Annotated in this window: 19 protein-coding genes; 1 reads left to right on the top strand and 18 read right to left on the bottom strand. The window is 67.9% G+C overall.

Annotated elements, in window-relative coordinates:
- From ACPRTJ_RS00985 to ACPRTJ_RS00995, 3 genes are all read right to left on the bottom strand, one after another.
- Positions 1 to 804 carry an acyl-CoA thioesterase gene (locus ACPRTJ_RS00985; protein WP_426427812.1) on the bottom strand — a complete coding sequence of 268 codons (804 nt, stop codon included), beginning with the start codon at positions 802 to 804 and terminating at the stop codon, positions 1 to 3.
- 84 nt (positions 805 to 888) lie between these two features.
- The gene (locus tag ACPRTJ_RS00990) at positions 889 to 1,656 is read right to left on the bottom strand and encodes a CHAD domain-containing protein (protein ID WP_426427814.1); all 768 of its coding nucleotides are present in this window, start codon (positions 1,654 to 1,656) and stop codon (positions 889 to 891) included.
- Positions 1,657 to 1,670: 14 nt separating this feature from the next.
- The gene (locus ACPRTJ_RS00995) at positions 1,671 to 1,949 is read right to left on the bottom strand and encodes a hypothetical protein (protein ID WP_043863101.1); all 279 of its coding nucleotides are present in this window, start codon (positions 1,947 to 1,949) and stop codon (positions 1,671 to 1,673) included.
- 160 nt (positions 1,950 to 2,109) lie between these two features.
- On the opposite strand from ACPRTJ_RS00995, the gene ACPRTJ_RS01000 reads away from it, so the two are divergent.
- Positions 2,110 to 3,129, top strand: coding sequence for a patatin-like phospholipase family protein (locus ACPRTJ_RS01000; RefSeq protein WP_078480475.1), 1,020 nt, complete (start codon positions 2,110 to 2,112; stop codon positions 3,127 to 3,129).
- A gap of 16 nt (positions 3,130 to 3,145) precedes the next feature.
- On the opposite strand, the gene ACPRTJ_RS01005 is transcribed toward ACPRTJ_RS01000, so the two are convergent.
- From ACPRTJ_RS01005 to ACPRTJ_RS01075, 15 genes are all read right to left on the bottom strand, one after another.
- On the bottom strand, positions 3,146 to 3,844 hold the full coding sequence (locus tag ACPRTJ_RS01005; RefSeq protein WP_426427817.1) for a response regulator: 699 nt from the start codon (positions 3,842 to 3,844) through the stop codon (positions 3,146 to 3,148).
- Entirely contained in the window at positions 3,841 to 6,495 is a 2,655-nt protein-coding gene (locus tag ACPRTJ_RS01010; RefSeq protein ID WP_043863104.1) for a sensor histidine kinase, read from the bottom strand. Before ACPRTJ_RS01010 ends, ACPRTJ_RS01005 begins: the two co-directional genes overlap by 4 nt.
- Positions 6,496 to 6,510: 15 nt before the next feature.
- The gene (kdpC, locus tag ACPRTJ_RS01015) at positions 6,511 to 7,071 is read right to left on the bottom strand and encodes a potassium-transporting ATPase subunit KdpC (protein ID WP_054915735.1); all 561 of its coding nucleotides are present in this window, start codon (positions 7,069 to 7,071) and stop codon (positions 6,511 to 6,513) included.
- Between the two features lie 14 nt (positions 7,072 to 7,085).
- Positions 7,086 to 9,137 carry a potassium-transporting ATPase subunit KdpB gene (gene kdpB / locus ACPRTJ_RS01020; protein ID WP_043863105.1) on the bottom strand — a complete coding sequence of 684 codons (2,052 nt, stop codon included), beginning with the start codon at positions 9,135 to 9,137 and terminating at the stop codon, positions 7,086 to 7,088.
- Positions 9,138 to 9,147: 10 nt separating this feature from the next.
- Positions 9,148 to 10,842, bottom strand: a complete 1,695-nt coding sequence (kdpA, locus tag ACPRTJ_RS01025; RefSeq protein ID WP_078480473.1) for a potassium-transporting ATPase subunit KdpA — start codon at positions 10,840 to 10,842, stop codon at positions 9,148 to 9,150.
- A gap of 8 nt (positions 10,843 to 10,850) precedes the next feature.
- On the bottom strand, positions 10,851 to 10,940 hold the full coding sequence (kdpF, locus tag ACPRTJ_RS01030; protein ID WP_043863107.1) for a K(+)-transporting ATPase subunit F: 90 nt from the start codon (positions 10,938 to 10,940) through the stop codon (positions 10,851 to 10,853).
- Between the two features lie 193 nt (positions 10,941 to 11,133).
- A complete protein-coding gene (locus ACPRTJ_RS01035) occupies positions 11,134 to 12,186 on the bottom strand; it encodes an AI-2E family transporter (protein WP_043863108.1) in 1,053 nt (350 codons plus the stop codon).
- Between the two features lie 11 nt (positions 12,187 to 12,197).
- Positions 12,198 to 13,007 (bottom strand): DUF4892 domain-containing protein, encoded by an 810-nt coding sequence (locus ACPRTJ_RS01040; RefSeq protein WP_043863109.1) that lies wholly within the window; start codon positions 13,005 to 13,007, stop codon positions 12,198 to 12,200.
- Positions 13,008 to 13,122: 115 nt separating this feature from the next.
- Positions 13,123 to 13,974 (bottom strand): alpha/beta hydrolase, encoded by an 852-nt coding sequence (locus tag ACPRTJ_RS01045; protein WP_100634702.1) that lies wholly within the window; start codon positions 13,972 to 13,974, stop codon positions 13,123 to 13,125.
- Positions 13,971 to 14,765 carry an alpha/beta fold hydrolase gene (locus tag ACPRTJ_RS01050; RefSeq protein WP_054915681.1) on the bottom strand — a complete coding sequence of 265 codons (795 nt, stop codon included), beginning with the start codon at positions 14,763 to 14,765 and terminating at the stop codon, positions 13,971 to 13,973. The genes ACPRTJ_RS01045 and ACPRTJ_RS01050 overlap by 4 nt, the downstream gene beginning before the upstream one ends.
- A 92-nt stretch (positions 14,766 to 14,857) precedes the next feature.
- On the bottom strand, positions 14,858 to 15,205 hold the full coding sequence (locus tag ACPRTJ_RS01055; protein WP_043863112.1) for a hypothetical protein: 348 nt from the start codon (positions 15,203 to 15,205) through the stop codon (positions 14,858 to 14,860).
- Positions 15,206 to 15,286: 81 nt separating this feature from the next.
- On the bottom strand, positions 15,287 to 15,730 hold the full coding sequence (locus tag ACPRTJ_RS01060; RefSeq protein WP_043863113.1) for a hotdog fold thioesterase: 444 nt from the start codon (positions 15,728 to 15,730) through the stop codon (positions 15,287 to 15,289).
- Positions 15,731 to 15,756: 26 nt separating this feature from the next.
- A complete protein-coding gene (gene sixA / locus ACPRTJ_RS01065) occupies positions 15,757 to 16,212 on the bottom strand; it encodes a phosphohistidine phosphatase SixA (protein WP_213607256.1) in 456 nt (151 codons plus the stop codon).
- Positions 16,209 to 16,556 (bottom strand): DUF4389 domain-containing protein, encoded by a 348-nt coding sequence (locus ACPRTJ_RS01070; RefSeq protein WP_043863115.1) that lies wholly within the window; start codon positions 16,554 to 16,556, stop codon positions 16,209 to 16,211. The genes sixA and ACPRTJ_RS01070 overlap by 4 nt, the downstream gene beginning before the upstream one ends.
- A 16-nt stretch (positions 16,557 to 16,572) precedes the next feature.
- Positions 16,573 to 17,598 carry an NAD(P)H-dependent glycerol-3-phosphate dehydrogenase gene (locus tag ACPRTJ_RS01075; protein ID WP_426427824.1) on the bottom strand — a complete coding sequence of 342 codons (1,026 nt, stop codon included), beginning with the start codon at positions 17,596 to 17,598 and terminating at the stop codon, positions 16,573 to 16,575.
- Positions 17,599 to 17,609 lie beyond the last annotated feature (11 nt).

Here is a 17,609-nt window from a genome sequence, read left to right on the forward strand (position 1 = left end):
TCAGGCGAACACGGTCACCGTCTGGCGGCTGATGGCAAGCAAATCACCGGCCCCGTTCCACAAGGCGGCCGCCACATGGCCGTAGCCGTCACGCGCGTAGTCGATCTGGGCGCAGTACTGGCACCAGTCCAGGGTGGTCAGGCTGGCCACCGGCTGCACGAACTCGATGGTCCAGGTCAGGGTGCTGCCGGCAGCGGGCTTGCTCAGGTGCGGCATCAACGCCGGTGGCCAGGCATCGACCAGCGCCAGCAGGTGGGCTTCGGTCACCGGCTCCTCGACCACATCCTCACCGCGCAGGCGCACCCAGCCGCCCATTTCGCGTGACCGGCTACCGCTGAACGGCAAGCCGCCAATGCCCCAGCGCATGGCCAGGTGGCGAATGAACTCGGGGGTCACGCCCTTGATGAAGGGCAACTCGGGGCTGGACTCGGCAAGGCTTTTCATCGGCACCGGCGCCAGCCCTGACACCTGCACCACCGAATCGCGCCCGGCACCGAAACTGCCCTGTACCAGGGTCACCACCTGGCCATTCTGTACCGCGCGCCCCAGCAGCGAGCTGACCGCCTTGCCGTCACGCAACAGCTCCACCTCGAAACGGATCGGCACCCCAGGCTCGGCCGGCCCTACGAAGGTGATGGCCAGCGAGCGCACCGGACGGTCCGGGGCGACCTTGGCGTGCATGGCCTCGTACACCAGCGCCGCCATCAGCCCGCCGAAACAGGCACGCCCCTGGGCCCATTCGGCCGGGATGGTCACCGCCTGGGGCTGCAGGCGCACGGCGGTGAGCAGTTGGGAAAAATTCATCGGGACCTCGACCAGTGGGCAAATGTGGCGATGTTAACCAGCCGCCGCGCCGCGCACAGGCCGCATTTGCGCCAAACACGCGACTTATCGACGTTGGATTTCGCTCAGCAGTGTCTCCAGCGTGCGGTCGGCACGTTGCTCGGCCGCCGCCTGTTGCGCCTGCCAGTGCGCCACGCAGGGCGCCAGGCCAGGCTGCTGCTCGGCCTGCAACAGCCACTGCAACAGGTCGTGCCAGTCGCCCAGATCGCCCTGGGCGCGCTTGAGCCCGCGGCGCAGGGCCGGGCGCAGGCGTTCGAGCTGTGGATAGGCCTCGGCGCCATAACGCACCCGCTTGATCAGCAGGCGCAGGCGGTGGCGGTCGTGCGCCGGGTCGTTCATGGCAGCCTGCAGGTTGTGCCACTGCTTGTGCAGGCGCTTGCCCACCCGCGCCTCCAGGCGGCGTACCAGGCCCTGGCGCTGGGCCGCGCGCAGGAACATCGGGAAGGCATCGATGATCGCCAGCAGCCGCGCAAGCTCGGCGCTGGCCGCCACCCGGGCAAAGGTGCGGGCGGGGTCGCCAAGCTGCTGGCGGGCCACCTCGGGCAGCCCGCGTTCGAGCAACTGCGCGGCCAGCACCTCGCGATCGCGCAGCGGCGTGGTCAGGCGCCCCAGCTCGGCGGCAGCATCCTCCAGCTTGTCCACCCCCGGCAGCCCGCGCAGGGGCCGCAGCAGGCTGCGCAGGCGACGCACGCTGGTACGCAGGTCATGCAGCGCCTCACTGTCGGTATGGGCCGCCAGGCGTGCCTGACAGGCCAGCAGGCGCACGTGCAGGGTCAGCACCTGGGCGATCACATGGTCGAGCATTGCCGACATGGCCTGGTCCTCCCTCAGCGCCCGGCGCGCGATTCACGGATGTAGAAGCGTGCCTTCTCGGCCTTGTTGCTGCAGCCTTCGAAGGCTTCGAACTGCTGCTGGGTCTTGGCGCCGGTCAGCAGCGACAGGGCCTTGGAATAGCTGACCGTGCCGGCGAAGCCCTCGGCCTTGGCCAGGTCCAGCTCCTTCCAGGCCGAATCCAGCTGATTGGCGCAGCTGTCCCGGTACGCCGTCTTGCCGGCGCAGCCGCTCAGTACCAGGGCAATCAGGGGCAGGCAGATCCAGGCTTTCATCGGTGTTACCTCAAAAGGAAAATGTTCGGGGTGGCACTTCGACGGCACGCACGCTGAAAAGTGCCCTGCTCAGCGTAGCCCAGCGCTTGTCACGATTGAAGCACAGCCCTGAATGGGTGCATTGTTAGGCCCACGAGCAGAACAGCCGCAAGGAACGACCATGAGCAAACGCGTAGCACTGGTGCTGGGGTCGGGGGGCGCCCGAGGGTATGCACACATCGGCGTGATCGAGGAGCTGGAGCGGCGCGGCTACGACATCGCCTGCATTGCCGGCTGTTCGATGGGCGCAGTGATCGGCGGCATCTACGCCGCCGGCAAGCTCGACGACTACCGACGCTGGATCGAGAGCCTGGATTACCTGGATGTGCTGCGCCTGGTGGACGTGAGTTTCAGGCTGGGCGCGATTCGCGGCGAGAAGGTGTTCGGGCAGATCCGCAAGATCGTCGGCGAGGTCAACATCGAGAACCTGCGCATCCCCTACACCGCAGTGGCGGCCGACCTCACCAACCAGCAGGAGATCTGGTTCCAGGAAGGCTGCCTGCACCAGGCCATGCGCGCCTCGGCGGCGATCCCCAGCCTGTTCACCCCGGTGGTGCAGGGCAACCGCATGCTGGTCGATGGCGGCATCCTCAACCCGTTGCCGATCATCCCGGTGGTGTCCAGCCACTGCGACCTGATCGTGGCGGTGAATCTCAACTCCACCAACCAGAAGCATTACCAGTTGCCGGTGATCGAGCGGCCGGCGGCGTTCAAGTTGCGCTTCGACAACCTGATCAACTCGCTGGGCTCGCACCTGCCGTTCCGGCGCAAGGCCGCCGAAGGGCTGATCCGCATCGAGCAGGCGGCGCCCAACCCGTGGCTCAGCGATGCGGCCGAGCCCGAGGCGCAGCAGCCCTCGGCGGCGCCCGAGACTGACGGCGCGCCGAAATCGGCGGCCGGCTCGTTCATTGTCGACAACGTGGGCCCGGCTTCGCTGCTGGACCTGATCAACCAGAGCTTCGAGGTGATGCAGACGTCGCTGGCGCAGTACAAGATCGCCGGCTACCCGCCGGATGTACTGATCAACGTGCCCAAGCGGGTGTGCCGGTTCTTCGAGTTCTACAAGGCGCCGGAGCTGATCGCGCTGGGACGCGAGATTGCACGCGATACGCTGGACAACTATGAGGCCGAGAGGCGCTAGGCCGGCGAAGAGGCCCTCAAGCCTGCTCCGGCCCGATCAACCGATACCCCACCCCCGGCTCGGTCACGATGAACCGCGGCGCCGTCGGGTCGTCCCCCAGTTTCTGCCGCACATGCGCCACCACGATGCGCAGGTAGTGGCTGTCCTCCACATGGGTGGGGCCCCAGATATCCTTGAGCAACTGCTGCTGGGTGATCACCCGCCCCGGGTGACGCGCCAGTTGCGCCAGCAACGCATACTCCTTGCGGGTCAGCCCCACCTCCTCGCCCGCCAGGGTCACGCGCCGGTAGGCAAGGTCCACGGTCAACGGGCCGAAGCGCGGCGCCGACTCTTCGGCCACCGCCTGGGGCACCTGGCGCAGCAACGCGCGCACCCGCGCCAGAAACTCCTGGATGCCGAACGGCTTGGTCACGTAGTCATTGGCCCCGCCGTCCAGCGCCTCGACCTTCTGCACTTCGCTGGCCCGCACCGACAACACCAGCACCGGCACCTGGCTCCATTCGCGCAGTTCGCGCAGCACCTGCTGCCCGTCCATGTCGGGCAACCCCAGGTCGAGCACCACCAGCTCCGGCCGACCCAGCGCCGCCTGGCTCAGGCCCTCGGCACCGGTGCCCGCCTCCAGCACCTTGTAGCCCTGCGAGCCAAGGCTGATGCGCAGGAACTTGCGGATCTGCGGTTCGTCGTCGATGACCAGCACGGTCGCGGTCTGGCTCATGGGGTCTCGCTGTCCAGTTCAGGTTGGGCCGGAAGCGGCAAGCATAGTGTGATGCAGGTGCCACGGCCATCGATGCCGTCCTCTACACGGATCTGCCCGCCATGGGCGCCGATCATGCCCTGGCAGATCGCCAGCCCCAGCCCCGTGCCCTGCCCGCCCCGGTCCCCGCGCGCAGCGGTGTAGAACATGTCGAAGATGCGCGCCCGGTCCTGCGGCGCAATCCCCGGGCCCTCGTCGGCGACGGCCAGGCACAGCTGCTCGCCTTCCACACTCACCCGCAGTTCGAGGCGCCCGTGGGCCGGCGAGAAGCGTGCCGCGTTCTCCAGCACATTGATCAGGGCCTGCTCGATCAGTGCGGCATGCACGAACAGCAGCGGCAGCTCTGCCGGCACCTCGGTGCGCAACTGCAACGGGGCCAGCACCACGCGCAGGCGGCTCAGGGCGCTGCCGACGATGTCGGTCGGCGCCACCCAGTCCCGCGCGAGCTTGAGCCCGCCATGCCCCAGGCGGGTCATGTCGAGCAGGTTCTGGATGTAACGGTCCAGGCGCTCGGCCTCGTCGCGGGTGCCTTCGAGCAGCTCGCGACGGTCGTGCTGACTGATTGCCTCACCCAGTGCCAGCAGGCTGTCGATGCTGCCGCGCATGGCAGTCAACGGGGTGCGCAGGTCGTGGGACACCGAGGCCAGCAAGGCACTGCGCAACTGTTCGGTTTCGCCGTGCAGGCGCGCCGCCTCCAGCTGATCGGCCAGCCGCGCCCGGGCCAGGGCCTGGGCCAATGGCTGGCTGAGGGCCTTGAGCAGGCGCCGGCGCTGGGCCGTCAGCACCTGGCCCTCGCGCGGGCGTACCCCCAGCAGGGCCAGCGGGCCTTCCTCCACCGACAGCGGCCACCACCACCAGCGCCCGTTGGGCAAGGTGTCGCTGCCAAGGCCGGCGGCCTGGTCATGCTGCCAGGCCCAGTCGGCGGCCGCCCGCTCGGTGTCGTTGAACTGCAGGGCACCGCCGCTGGCCACCTGCAGGCGACCTTCGGCATCGCGTTCGAGCAGGCACATCTGCACGTCCGTCCAGCCCTCAAGGTGGTGGCTGGCGGCATTGAACACCGCCTGGCGGTCGGTGGCCGCGGTCAGCCGGCGGGTCAGGTCCAGCAATTGGCCGGTCTGCTCCTGGGTTTCGCGCAGCGCCTGCAACTGACGCCGCTGGCGCGCCGCCAGGTTGCCGGTCAGGGCGGCCATCAGCAGAAAGAACACCAGGGTCAGCACGTCCTCCTCGCGCTGGATGCTCAGCGAGAAATTCGGCGGTATGAACAGAAAGTCGTAGGCCAGAAACGACAGCGCGGCGCACACCAGCGCCGGGCCCAAGCTGCTGCGCACCGCCACCAGCAGCACTGCTGCCAGAAACACCAGCGAGATGTTGGGCAGCGCCAGCACCCCGGCCACGCCCCAGGCCAGTGCACTGGCCAGCACGGTGGCAAGCAGCGCCAGCAAGTAGTGGCGCCAGGCCCAGGCTCGCGCCACCGGCGCGCTGACCGGTTCTGGCTGTGCGTCGCGGTCGAGCACGTTGATTTCCAGCCCGTGGGCCTCGCGCAACAGGCGCGCCGCCACACCGGCACCGAACCAGCGCCGACGCAGCCGGTCACGCGACTGGCCCACCAGCACCAGGCTCGCACGCCGCTCCAGCGCATGCTGGATCAAGGTGTTGGCCACCTCGCCGGCGCGCAGCACCACCACTTCGCCGCCCAGCCGCTCGGCCAGCTGCTGGGCGGCCTGCAGGCGCTGGCGTGCGGTTTCGTCGCGCAGGCGGCCGTTGTCCACGTGCACCAGGCTCCAGGGCAGGTGGCGGCGCTGTGCCACGCGGCTGGCATGACGTACCAGGCGCTCGGCCTGGGCATCGCCATCCACCCCCACCAGCAGGCGCCCACGCAGCGCCGGCGCATCCTGGCCCAGGCTGCGGTAGCCGTGGGCGAGGTCGGCATCGACCTGGGCGGCGGCGGTCTGCATCGCCAGCTCGCGCAGGGCCGTCAGGTTGGTCTGGGTGAAGAACGCATCGATCGCCGCCCGCGCCTGCTCCGGCACGTACACCTTGCCGTCGCGCAGGCGTTCGAGCAGCTCGCGCGGCGGCAGGTCGATCAGCACCAGTTCGAAGGCTTCCTGCAGCACCCAGTCGGGCAGCGTTTCGCGCACCTGCACGCCGGTGATGCCGCGCACATGGTCATTGAGGCTTTCCAGGTGCTGCACGTTGACCGTGGTGTACACGTCGATACCGGCCGACAGCAGCTCCTGCACGTCCTGCCAACGCTTGGCGTGGCGGCTGCCGGGTGCGTTGCTGTGGGCCAGCTCGTCCACCAGTGCCAGTTGCGGGGCGGCCTTGAGCAGGCCGTCCAGGTCCATTTCCTCCAACTGCACGCCACGGTACTCGGAGCGCACCAGCGGCTGTTGCGGCAAACCGCCCAGCAGCGCCTCGGTTTCGCTGCGCCCATGGGTTTCGACGATGCCCGCCAGCACCCTCACCCCCTGGCGCAACTGCGCATGGGCGGCCTGCAGCATGGCGTAGGTCTTGCCTACGCCGGGCGCTGCGCCCAGGAACACCTTGAGCCGGCCGCGCCCCTCGCGCGGCAACTCGGCCAACAACGCATCGGCGCGTTCAGAATCACTCATGGTCGACACACGTCCTTATTTCGAAGCAGGTGCGAGCTGGTCGAGGGCCGCATTCAGGGCCAGGATATTGACCACCGGCGGCCCCACCAGTGGGTGCAGGGTGGACTGCTCCACCAGGGCTTGCAAGGTGGGCAGCGGCAATTGCCGCGCCGCTGCCACCCGCGCCAGCTGATAGGCCACGGCTGCTGGCGGCAGGTGCGGGTCCAGGCCGCTGCCGGAGGTGGTCAGCAGCGCCAGCGGCACCGGGCCTTGTGCCGGCACATACAGCGCCTGGGCCTGCTCGCCCACGCGTTTGGCCAACGCCGGGTTGCTCGGCGCCAGGTTGCTGGCACCGCTGGACACCGTGGCATAGTCGGCCGCCGAGGGCCGCGGCTGGAACCAGCCCGCGCCACTGAACGGCTGGGCCAGCAGGCGAGAGCCGCGCACCTGGCCACTGTCGTCGCGCAGCAGGCTGCCGTTGGCCTGCTCGGGGAACGCCACCTGGGCGACCCCGGTGACCACCAGCGGGTACACCGCGCCGGTGATCAGGGTCATCAGCACAATCAGGCTCAGGGCCGGGCGTACTAGCGTCGTCATGTTCATCTCCCAGTTCACACAAGGTGCAGCGCATTGAGCGCCAGATCGATCAGCTTGATCCCCACGAACGGCACCAGAAGCCCGCCCAGACCGTAGATCAGCAGGTTGCGCCGCAGCAGGTGGGCAGCGCTGGCGGCCTGCACCCGTACCCCGCGCAGCGCCAGCGGGATCAGCACCACGATGATCAGCGCGTTGAACACGATCGCCGAGACGATGGCGCTCTGCGGGCTGGCCAGTTGCATCAGGTTGAGCACGCCCAGCTGCGGGTAGATCGCAGCGAACAGCGCCGGCAGGATGGCGAAGTACTTGGCCACGTCGTTGGCAATGGAAAAGGTGGTGAGCGCGCCACGGGTCACCAGCAGCTCCTTGCCCACCTGTACCACATCCAGCAGCTTGGTCGGGTCGCTGTCCAGGTCGACCATGTTGGCCGCCTCGCGGGCCGCCTGGGTGCCGTCATTCATGGCCATGCCGACATCCGCCTGGGCCAGCGCCGGGGCGTCGTTGGCGCCGTCGCCGCACATGGCTACCAGGCGCCCGTCGTTCTGTTCCTGGCGAATGCGTGCCAGCTTCTTCTCCGGCGTGGCCTCGGCCAGCACGTCGTCGACCCCGGCCTCGGCGGCAATCGCCGCCGCGGTCAGCGGGTTGTCGCCGGTCACCATCACGGTGCGAATGCCCAGTTTGCGCAGCTCGGCGAAGCGCTCGCGAATGCCGGGCTTGACCACGTCCTTGAGGTGGATAACGCCCAGCAGGCGCTTGTCCACGCACACCAGCAACGGTGTACCGCCACTCTGGGCAATGCGGTCGACTTCACGGGCCAGGGCGGCCGGCAGGTCCAGGCGCTGCATGCCGACGAACGCCAGTACCGAATCCACCGCGCCCTTGCGGTAGCGCTGGGCGCCGAAGTCGACGCCCGACAGGCGGGTTTCGGCGCTGAAGGCCACCGGCACCAGGTGTGCAGCGTCGGGTGGGGTGAAGTCATGCAACTGGCGCAGGTAGTCGACGATCGACTTGCCTTCGGCGGTGTCGTCGGCCAGCGAGGCCAGCAAGGCGCCCTCGCCCAGCTCGCGGGCAGTGATGCCGGGGGCGGCGTGCACCGCACTGCAACGGCGGTTGCCGAAGGTGATGGTGCCGGTCTTGTCCAGCAGCAGCACGTGCACATCGCCGGCCGCTTCCACTGCACGCCCCGAACGGGCAATCACGTTGAGCCGCACCAGGCGGTCCATGCCGGCGATGCCGATGGCCGACAGCAGGCCGCCGATGGTGGTGGGGATCAGGGTCACCAGCAAGGCCACCAGAAACACCATCGGGATGCTGCCACCGGCAAAGTGCGCGAAGGGCTGCAGCGTGACCACTACCACCAGGAAGATCAGCGTCAGGCCGATCAGCAGGATGTCCAGGGCCACCTCGTTGGGCGTCTTCTGGCGTTTGGCGCCCTCGACCAGGGCGATCATGCGGTCCAGGGTCGACTCGCCCGGGTTGCTGGTGATCTGCACCAGCAGCCAGTCGGACACCAGCCGGGTGTTGCCGGTGACCGCAGAGCGGTCGCCGCCAGACTCTCGGATCACCGGTGCGGACTCGCCGGTGATTGCCGCCTCGTTGACCGCGGCGATCCCTTCGATCACCTCGCCGTCACCGGGGATCATCTCCCCGGCATCCACACGCACCACATCGCCTTTGCGCAGGTCACTGGCCGGCACCACCTCGAACTCGCCCGAGGCCATGCGCCGCCGCGCGTTCAGGCCCTGGCTGCCGGCCTTGAGGCTGTCGGCGCGGGCCTTGCCACGGCCTTCGGCCAGGGCCTCGGCGAAGTTGGCGAACAGCACGGTGAACCACAGCCACACGGCGATCTGCACCGATACGCCGGTGGGTACGTCGCTGGGCAGCAGGCACAACAGGGTGGTGAAGATAGCGGTCAGTTCCACCACCAGCATCACCGGGGCGCGCTTGAGCTGGCGCGGGTCGAGCTTGACGAATGCCTGCACCAGGGCCGGACGCCAGAGCGCGGCGAAGGTGGTGCGGGCAGTGGCGGACGGGGCCGCCTTCACTTCGGAAACAGGCAGGTTCATGGTCGGCTCCTCACAAGCCCAGGCTCAGGTATTCAGCAACCGGGCCCAGGGCCAGGGCCGGCAGGAAGGTCAGGCCACCGATCAGCAGGATGGTCACCAGCAACAGCGTGACGAACAGCGGGCCATGGGTCGGGAAGCTGTTCTGGCCCACCGGCGCGCTCTTCTTCAGCGCCAGGCTGCCGGCCAGGGCCAGCACCGGCAGGATGTAGCCGAAGCGCCCGATCAACATGCCCAGGCCGATCATCAGGTTGTGGAAGGTGGTGTTGGCGCCCAGCCCGGCAAACGCCGAGCCGTTATTGGCACTGGCCGAGGTGTAGGCGTACAGCAACTGGCTGAAGCCGTGCGGGCCCGGGTTGCTGACCGCGGCGGCAGGCCCCGGCAGGCTGGTGGCCAGCGCGCCGAGCACCAACACGCCCACCGGCATCACCAGCAGTGTGGCGACCAGTAGTTGCACCTCGCGGGCCTGCAGCTTCTTGCCCAGGTATTCAGGGGTACGACCGATCATCAACCCGGCCAGGAACACCGCGATCAGCACGTTGAGCAGCATGCCGTAGAGCCCGGCGCCGACGCCGCCGAAAATCACCTCGCCGACCATCATGTTGACCAGCGCGACCATGCCGCTGAGCGGGTTGAGGCTGTCGTGCATGTTGTTCACCGAGCCGTTGGAGGCCGCGGTGGTGGTCACGCTCCAGAGCACGCTGGCGGTGGTGCCGAAGCGGCTCTCCTTGCCTTCCAGCGGCGCGGTCTGCTCCACCAGCGGGCTGTTCAGGGTGGGGTTGGGCTGGTACTCCGACCACAGCGCGGTGGCGCCGCCGATCACGAACAGCGCAAGCATGCAGGCGATGATCGCGCGGCTCTGGCGCAGGTCCTTGACGTAGTGGCCGAAGGTGAACACCAGGGCCACCGGAATCAGGATGATCGAGGCCACCTCGAACAGGTTGCTCCAGGCGCTGGGGTTCTCGAACGGGTGCGCCGAGTTCACCCCGAAAAAGCCGCCGCCGTTGGTGCCCAGCTGCTTGATCGCGATCTGGCTGGCAGCCGGGCCCAGCGGGATCACCTGGTCGGCGCCCTGCAGGGTCAGTGCATGCACATAATCGGTGAAGGTCTGCGGCACACCCTGCCATACCAGCAGCAGCGCCAGCAGCAGGCACAGCGGCAGCAGCCCGTAGAGGGTGGCGCGGGTCATGTCGACCCAGAAGTTGCCCAGGGTGCTGGCCGAGCGTCGAGCAATGCCACGACACAGCGCGACCAGCACGGCAAGGCCGGTGGCGGCGCTGACGAAGTTCTGCACGGTGAGGCCGAGCATCTGGCTCAGGTAGCTGAGCGAGGCTTCGCCGCTGTAGGACTGCCAGTTGGTGTTGGTCATGAAGCTGACGGCGGTGTTGAACGCCAGCGACCACTCCTGGCCGGGCAGGTGCTGCGGGTTCAGCGGCAGGTGCCCTTGCAGTAGCAATACGGCAAACAGCAGCCCGAAGCCTGCAAGGTTGAAGGCAAGCAGCGCCAGGGCGTACGTCTTCCAGCTCTGCTCGGTGGCAGGGTCGACCCCGGCCAGCCGGTAGCAGCCCCGCTCCACCGGCCCCAGCAGCGGGCTCAGCCAGGTGCGCTGGCCTTCCATCACCTTGTAGTAGAAGCGGCCCAGCCAGGGCGCCGGCAGCAGCACCAGGGCGAAAAAGCCCAGCAGCAATGCGTAATCGTAACTGTGCATGGCTGCTCCTAACCGCGATCGGCGCGCAGCAGCGCGGCCATCAGGTACACAAACAACGCCACTGCCAGCAGCAGTGACACCCCGTCCAGAATGCTCATGAAGAATCTCCGTCCCGCGGCACGGTGCCGCTGACGGTGATTGTCGGGAGGGGGGGCGTAAAGGGGCGAGAGGGCTAGCGAGGGTTGGGTATAAAGAATGCGTAAAGAGAGCGAATCGGCATGGCTGGGACGCCCCGTTGGCCGGCAGGGCCGGCGCCTGGCAAGGGCGGCCCGGCCAGCCAGGCCGGTGCGATCAGGCCCGCGGCGGGTGCTGCGGCTCGCTGCGGGTCCAGTCCAGCAGCAGGCTGTAGGCCACTGCCAGCAGCGTGGGGCCGATGAACAGGCCGATGAAGCCGAACGCCAGCAACCCGCCAAACACCCCCAGCAGCACGATCACCAGCGGCAGGTTGCCGCCCCGGCTGATCAGGTAGGGCTTGAGCACGTTGTCCACGCCACTGATGATGAACGTGCCCCAGATCCCCAGGAACACCGCCATGCCGTACTGGCCCTGCCACGCCAGCCATGCGGTGGCCGGCACCCAGGCCAGCGGCGGCCCCATGGGGATCAGGCTGAGCAGGAAGGTCACCAGGCCCAGCACCAGCGCGCCCGGCACCCCGGCGATGAGGAAGCCGATCAGCGCCAGCAGGGCTTGCGCCGCTGCGGTGCCGATCACGCCGTTGACCACCCGTTGCACGGTGCCAGCCACCAGGTCCAGGTAGTATTCGGCGCGCTCGCCGATCAGGCGGTTCAGCAGGCGCAGCACGAAGGCCGACAGCCGCGGCCCGTCACGGTAGAAGAAGAACACGAACACCAGGCTCAGGGTCAGTTCGAGAATCCCGCCGCCGATCTGCGCACTGCGGGCCAGCAACCAGTTGCCCACCTGCCCCAGGTGTGGCTTGATCGCCGCCAGCATGGCCGCGCCCTGCTGGTCGAGGGTGTCCCAGAAGCCGACCAGGCGCTCCCCCACGAAGGGTATGCCGCCCAGCCAGGCAGGCGCATCGGGCAGGCCGTCGACCTGCACGTCGCGCACGAACGCGGTGGCATCACGAATATGGTCGGCCAGGTTGAAGCCCAGCCACACCAGCGGCAATGCCACCAGCAGCATCCATACGCCCGTCAGTACGCTCGCCGCGAGGGTTTCGCGCCCGCCGAGCACGCGCGTGAGCAGGCGCATCAGCGGCCAGCTGGCATAGGCCAGGATCGCCCCCCACAGCAGCGCGGAAATGAACGGGGCCATGACCCACAGACCGGCCCCCAGCAGGCCGATAAGGATGATCTGCACCAGCAGGCGATCGTTGTTGAGCATAGCGGCCCCGGTCAGCGGATCAGTTCGACATGCAGCCCGGCAGCCGGCTGCGTACCCACTTCAAGCCGTGCTGCGCGCACCCCGGCCTTGACCAGTTGCTCGCGCCAGGCCTCGGCCTGGGCGCCGGTCAGGGTCACACGCAAGGTACTGTTCAGGTTGAGGCTGCGCGACAGCAGGTTGACCCAGGCCGGCTGCGGTTCGCCCTTGAGGTCGGCATAGTCGAGCTTGCCGGTGCTCAGCAGTTCGCGCTGCACGGTGGCCGGCGTGGGCAACACCTCGCCCAGCGGTGCGTTGGCCACAAACTCCTCGACATGCAGGTACGCGCGCCGATTGCCCTTGGTGATGCTGTACAGCGCAACCAGGGTGTCGCTGGAGGCGCCGGAGCGGCGCAACAGAATGAACGCCTGCTGATTGTCGGCACCGGTCAGGTTGAATCGCCCGGCCAGCTGCGCCGACCACAGGCTGCTTTCACCGCAGTCCTGCCCCTGGCACCAGAACAGCGGATAGCCACCTGCGGTCTGCAAGGCTTCGCGAGCGGCGGTAAAGGCTTCGTTGGCACTGCGCTCGGCCGGCAGCTGGTAGGTGGCATAGCTGACCTTGCCGCGGCCCTCGACCTTGCCCTCCATGCGTACCACATTGCTGATCTTGCGCAGCGAACCGAGGGGGTACACCCGCTCCTGTTCCTGCTCCAGTTCCTGCGCACTGGTCTGGCCCACTACCTTGGCATCCACCGGAATCGGCAGTTGATCGGCCATCAATGGCGTGCTGGCAAGCACGGCCAGGCCGGCAAGGCCTGTTCGAATCAGACGCGAAATACTCATTGGCGGGCCATGGCGCTAAGGGCCTCGATGGCGAAAAAAGGTGCAACGGTGTCGCGCTTGGTCATGGTTGTCTCCCTGTTCAACCCGCCAAGCCTCGACAGTTGCCCGCCGCAAGTCAAGAAATGGCAAAGAAGCGATTGAAACAGTCTGCAACAAGGCTGGCGCCCGACTCGTCGTTCAGGTGCAGGTGGTGCCCGCCCGGCAGCTGTTCCAGCTTGAAGGGTAGCTGCTCGAGCAGGGGGGTGTTGCGCGCCAGCATGCCGTCGGCGGCCACCACCAGTTGGGTCGGACAGGCGATGCGGCGCACGAAGGTCAGCGCCTGTTCTTCGCTCATGCGCAGCGGCGACGGCAGGGTCAGGCGGCTGTCGCTGCGCCAGGTGTAGCCACCCGGCACCGGCATCAGGCCGCGCTGGGCCAGCAGCTCGGCGGCCTCGCGGGTGACCGCGACCATGCCCTGCATGCGCGCCTGCACCGCCAGCTCCAGGGTCGGGTAGACGGTCTTGCCCTTGCCGCCCTGGCGCAACTGCGCCTGCAAGGCCATGCCCATGCGCTCGGCCGTGTCCTGGGGGCCGGCGCCGGGCGGGATCACCCCGTCGATCAGCGCCAGGCGGGTGACCCGCTCGGGCAAGGCACCGGCCAGGATCACCGAGATGATCGCCCCCAGCGAGTGCCCGAGCAGGGCAAACCGTTGCCAGCCCAGTTGCTCGGCTACCCGCAGCACGTCGTGGGCGTAGTCCCACAGCGCGTAGCCGGCGCCCACCGGCCGATGGTCTGAATAGCCATGCCCGGCCAGGTCCAGCGCCACGATGCGCAGCCCATGCAGCCGGGGCGCCAGGCGCGCGAAGGTGTTGGCGTTGTCGAGCCAGCCATGCAGGGCGATAACCGGGATGCCCTGCTGCGGGCCGAACAGGTGAGCCGCCAGTTCGATGTGCCCCAGGTTCAGGCGCACTTCCTCCACGCCACTCATTGCACCGCTTCCTGCCAGCGATCGAACAGGCCCTTGATCAGGCTCGCGGTGTCATGCGGGCGCTCCAGCGGAAACATGTGCCCACCCGGCAGGCTGTGGAACTCGCCCCTGGGCATGCTGCGCACGGCATACGCGTGGTGGCGGCGTACCACGCGGCTCTGGCTGCCACGCACCATCGCCAGCGGCAGCGTCAGCTGGCGGGCCGGGCCGGGGCTTACGTGGGGCAGGCTGCGATAGATGCTGATCTCGGTGGCCGGGTCGAAGCGCAGGCGCAACTGCTCGCCCTCGTCCTGCAGGCCATGTTCCAGATAAGCCTCGAAGCAGTCGGGGTCGAACTGTCGAAACAGCGCCTTGCCGGTGAAGTAGGCCCGGGCGCTCTCGCGGTCGGCGAACGCCTCGCGGCGTCCCAGGGTGCGGCCGGCCGGGGTGATGCGGTCAATGAAGCCAAAGCGCTTGGCCAGCTGGATCAGCCACTCGTCGGCTCGGGTCAGCACCGGCGAATCGAGCATCACCACCCCACGGTAGTACTGCGGGCAGCGCATCGCCGCGTGCAGGTGCAGCACCCCGCCCAGCGAGTGCCCTACCCCCCACACCGGCTCGGGCTGCTGCTCCAGGTGATGGATCAGTTCATCGACCAGGTTCTGCCAGTTGTCGTTGACCGGAAAGCGCGGGTCGTGCGCGTGCTGCGGCAGGTGGGTGACGTGATAATCGGGGGCCAGCGCAGCGAACAGCTTGCCGTAGGTGGCCGAGGGGAAGCCGTTGGCATGGGCGAAGAAGATCTGCTGCGTCATGGTCGCCTGTCCGCGAAGGGGAATCGGGCCATTTTCCCCGCCGCGGCAACACCCGGCAACATCCGTACAGGCCAGGGAGCACGACGATCAGGTCAATTCGCGTCGAAGCTGGCGATCGAACGGCGCAGGCAGGCCTGCAGGTACAGCAACTGGTACTCGAGCGCATCACGTGCCTTGCGCTTGTGCTCGCGGCTCAGTTCGGCCCGGCGCAGTGCCAGGCAAGTGGCCTGCAACTGATGCCCCATCAGGCGGCCCGTCTCGCGCAATTGCCTGAGCTCACGCAGCCCCTCCAGGCGTCGCATCAACTCGTCGAGCTTGGCCTCGGCACTGTCCTTGAGCACGTTGTACTCGGCAAAATCCAGCGCCTGGGCACGCTCGACCTGGCGCACGATGTCGTAGAAGTAGGCCGAGCCTGCCATTTCCGGATCCGGTGTGTTCATCGCCAAACTCCTGTTCGCGCCCCCGATGGGTCCTGGGGGCACGCTAGCAAGGCAGGGCATGGGCAACAACTGGTAGAAATATCAGGTCGCCGGTGGGTTGTCGCCCAGCGCGATGACGGCGATGGTCAGGCGCGAGATGCAGTTGAGCTTGCCGTCTTCGGTGCTCAGGCGGATGTCCCACACATGGGTGCTTCGGCCAATGTGCACGGGCCGGGCAGTGGCCGTGACGCGCCCGCTGCGCACACCGCGCAGGTGGTTGGCGTTGATCTCCAGGCCCACGCAATAGAAGCGCGTGGTGTCGATGCACAGGTAGCTGGCCATGGAGCCGACGCTCTCGGCCAGCACCACCGAGGCGCCGCCGTGCAGCAGGCCGAACGGCTGGTGGGTGCGCTGGTCGACGACCATGCTGGCGCTCAGGGAGTCGTCGGTGAAGCCTTCGAAGCGAATATCCAGCACTTCGCCGATGGTGCCTTTCTGGCGGGCGTTGAGCTGGTCGATATCGGGTTGGGTTTTCCAGAGGCTCATGCAGCATTCCTTGTCGTGGTTGGCGATCAGGGGGGAGTGAGACTGCGCAGTGTCATCAGCCCGGCCAGGGGGTGGTCGCCGTCGAGTTCGGCCAGGCTGGCGGTGCCCATGGGTGCGGGGTCCTTGCGGTGGCCATGCTCGAGCAGGCACACCAGCGTGCCCACCAGCGGTTGATGGCTGACCAGCAGCACCTGCTCCACCCCCAGCCTGTCCAGCTCGGCGATGACCTGCTGCGGGTCGCTTTCGGGGGTGAGCCAGGGCACGGTCTGTACCGGCTTGTCCAAACCCAGCGCCTCGTGGACCAGCGCAGCGGTCTGCTGCGCGCGTACATAGGGGCTGGCCAGGATCACCTGCGGCGCGCAGCCGAGCAACTGGGCGGCACTGCGCAGCACCTGCTCGCGACCGTGGGCGGTCAGCCGGCGTTCGGCGTCGCTGTTGGCGCGGGGCTCGGCTTCACCGTGGCGCAGTACCCACAGCCTCACAGCTTGGGCTCTTCGTCACGCGCCGGGTGTGGCGCAGGCGGCACGCTGTGGGCGGCTTCGCCTTCCGGCGCGCGCGGGGTGGGCCAGTCGGCGAACGGCCAGGGCTTCTGGTCGGTGTGGAAACTGCCGAAGCGACCGATCTGGGCCAGAAACTGGCTCAGGCTGTCGCCGAAGTTCATCAGGCTGGCACTGGGTGCGCCGTAGATCAGCCGGTACACCAGTTGCACCACCACCAGGCCACCGAGCAGCAGCTCGGCCAGTTGCCATACCAGTAGGAACACCAGCATCCACAGCACACGCAAGATGATCGATTCGCGCTGCGCCTGTTTTGGGGACTCGTTCATGCCCTGCTCCTGTAATTCAGTTGAAACCGCTGGTGGAAATGAAGTCGACGTCGGTTTTCGGCTCGCCGCGCATCAGCAGCTCGATCACCTGGCTCAGGGTCCGGCCTTCGAACAGGATGGCATGCAGGCCGGCTACCAGCGGCATGTACACCTGCACTTGCTCGGCCTTGGCCTTGAGCACCTTGAGGGTGTTGACCCCTTCGGCCACCTCGCCCAGGCGGTTGACCGCCTCGTCCAGGCTCAGCCCCTGGCCCAGGGCATGGCCGACCTGGTAGTTGCGGCTCTTGGGCGAAGAGCAGGTGACGATCAGGTCGCCGACACCGGCCAGGCCCAGGAACGTCATCGGGTTGGCGCCCTGGCTGACGGCGAAGCGGGTCATCTCGGCCAGCGCGCGGGTGATCAGCATGCTCTTGGTGTTCTCGCCCATGCCCAGCGCCACCGCCATGCCGGCGATGATGGCATAGACGTTCTTCAGGGCGCCGCCCAGCTCGACGCCAAAGCGGTCGTTGCTGGCATAGACACGGAAGGTACGCCCGTGCAGCACGGCCTGGACCCGCTGGCACAGCTGCTCGTCCTCGCTGGCGACCACGGTGGCGGTCAGCGCGTGCGCGGCCACCTCGCGGGCCAGGTTGGGCCCGGAGAGCACGCCGATGCGCGCCTGTGGGGCGATCTCTTCGAGAATCTGGCTCATCAGCTTGAAGGTGTGCGCCTCGATGCCCTTGGTCAGGCTCACCAGCAGCTTGTTGCTCAGCAGCTCGGCATGGGGCGCCAGCACGCTGCGCAGGGCGCTGGACGGCAAGGCGACGAAGATCAGCTCGCAGGCCTGCAGGGTGGCCAGCAGGTCGTTGACCGGCTCGACGCCCGGGTGGATCTTCACGCCCTTGAGGTAGCGCGGGTTTTCGCGGTTGTTGCGCATGGCCTCGGCTTGCTCGGGGTCGCGCATCCACTGCCGTACCTCGACACCATTCTCGGCCAGCAGGTTCGCCACGGCGGTACCAAAGCTCCCGCCTCCAAGAACTGCAACAGGCTGCTGTTCAGTCATATCCAATCCGT

It is taken from the genome of Pseudomonas palmensis (assembly GCF_049942755.1).
GTDB classification, from domain to species: domain Bacteria; phylum Pseudomonadota; class Gammaproteobacteria; order Pseudomonadales; family Pseudomonadaceae; genus Aquipseudomonas; species Aquipseudomonas palmensis.